The following is a 1,568-nucleotide window of genomic DNA, read 5'->3' on the forward strand; positions in this document are numbered from 1 at the left end:
GGCGACGATGAGCTCGACGGAGCGGTCGACGGCGATGGCGACGCGGGAGTCGGTGGTGGCGCCGAGGGAGCGCAGGTGCCAGGCGAGCTGATTGGAGCGCTCGTCGAGCTGGCGGTAGGTGAGGGAGGCGTCTCCGAAGAGGACGGCGACGGAGTCAGGAGCGCGAGCGACGACGTCGGCGAAGACAGCGGGCATGGTGGAGTCGGGAGAGACGTGCGCGGGAGCCGAGGCCCAGTCCACGAGGACGCTTCGCCGCTCCTCGTCGGTCAGCATGGCGTGCGCGGAGAGCGGGGCCTCGGGCCGAGCCACGAGGGACTCGACGAGCAGCTCGAAGTGCCGCGCCATGCGCTCGATGGTGGAGCGCTCGAAGAGGTCGGAGTTGTAGCCGAGTCCTCCGAAGACACCTTCAGACACCTCCGTCAGGTTCAACTGAAGCTCGAACTTGGCGGTGACCGCCACGCTGCCCAGGTCCACGGGGCTGAGCGTCAGCTCCGTCTTCTGGATGGCGGACTCAGGCGTGTTCTGAAGCGCGAAGAGTGCTTGGAACAGCGGGCTGCGGCTCATGTCGCGCGCGGGCTGGAGCTCCTCGACGAGCCGCTCGAAGGGAATGTCCTGATGGGCGTACGCACCCAGCGCGGATTCCTTCACCTGTCGCAGCAGTTGGAGGAAGGACCCGCGTGAATCGACATGGGAGCGAAGCACGAGCGTGTTGATGAAGAAGCCGATGAGCCCTTCGACTTCCGAGCGGTGGCGGCCAGCGATGGGCGAGCCGACGGCGATGTCTTCCTGTCCCGAGTAGCGGGCGAGCAGGAGCTGCCATGCCGCGAGCAGCAGCATGAACGGCGTAGCGCCTTCACGCTGACCGAGGGCCTTGAGCTGATCCGAGACGGGCTTCGAGAGGAAGACCGGCAGCGTGGACCCTCGGAACGTCTGCAGCGGAGGCCGGGCCTTGTCGATGGGCAGCGCCAGCGGGAGGACGCCCGTGAGCTGCTTTCGCCAGTAGGCAATCTGGGCGTCGAGCACGGGGCCCTGGAGCCAGCCGCGCTGCCAGACGGAGAAGTCAGCGTACTGGATGGAGAGCGGCGCGAGCGGCGACGGCCTGCCATGGGAGAAGGCGTCGTAGAGCGCGGCGATCTCCTGGATGAGCACGCCCAGGGACCAACCGTCGGAGACGATGTGGTGCATGTTGAGCGCGAGCACATGCTCGGTGTCGCTCAGCTCCAGGATTTGAGCGCGGATGAGCGGACCCGTGGAGAGGTCGAAGGGCCGCTGGTACTCCTCCCTCAGTCCGCGCTGGACCTCCTGGTGCGCGGTCTCCGCGTCGAGGCCTCGGAGATCCACACGCACCAGCGGGAGATGGCCCTCGGGCGTGATGCGCTGGAACGGCTGACCATCCAGTTCGAAGAACGTGGTGCGGAGCGCTTCGTGGCGACGGACGAGTTCATCGAAGCTGAGCTGGAGCGCGTTGATGTCGAGATGCCCGTCCAGGCGGACGAAGGAGGGCATGTTGTAGGTGGAGGAGCCGGGCTGGAGCTGGTCGATGAACCAGAGACGCTGCTGAGCGAAGG

1 protein-coding gene is annotated in these 1,568 nt (G+C 67.0%); it reads right to left on the reverse strand.

The window, feature by feature from the left end; genetic code table 11:
* A partial coding sequence (locus tag G4D83_RS45170) for a condensation domain-containing protein (protein WP_163871157.1) occupies positions 1-1,568 on the reverse strand: 1,568 nt, incomplete at both ends.

Origin of the sequence: Myxococcus eversor (assembly GCF_010894455.1) — a bacterium.
GTDB lineage: Bacteria > Myxococcota > Myxococcia > Myxococcales > Myxococcaceae > Myxococcus > Myxococcus eversor.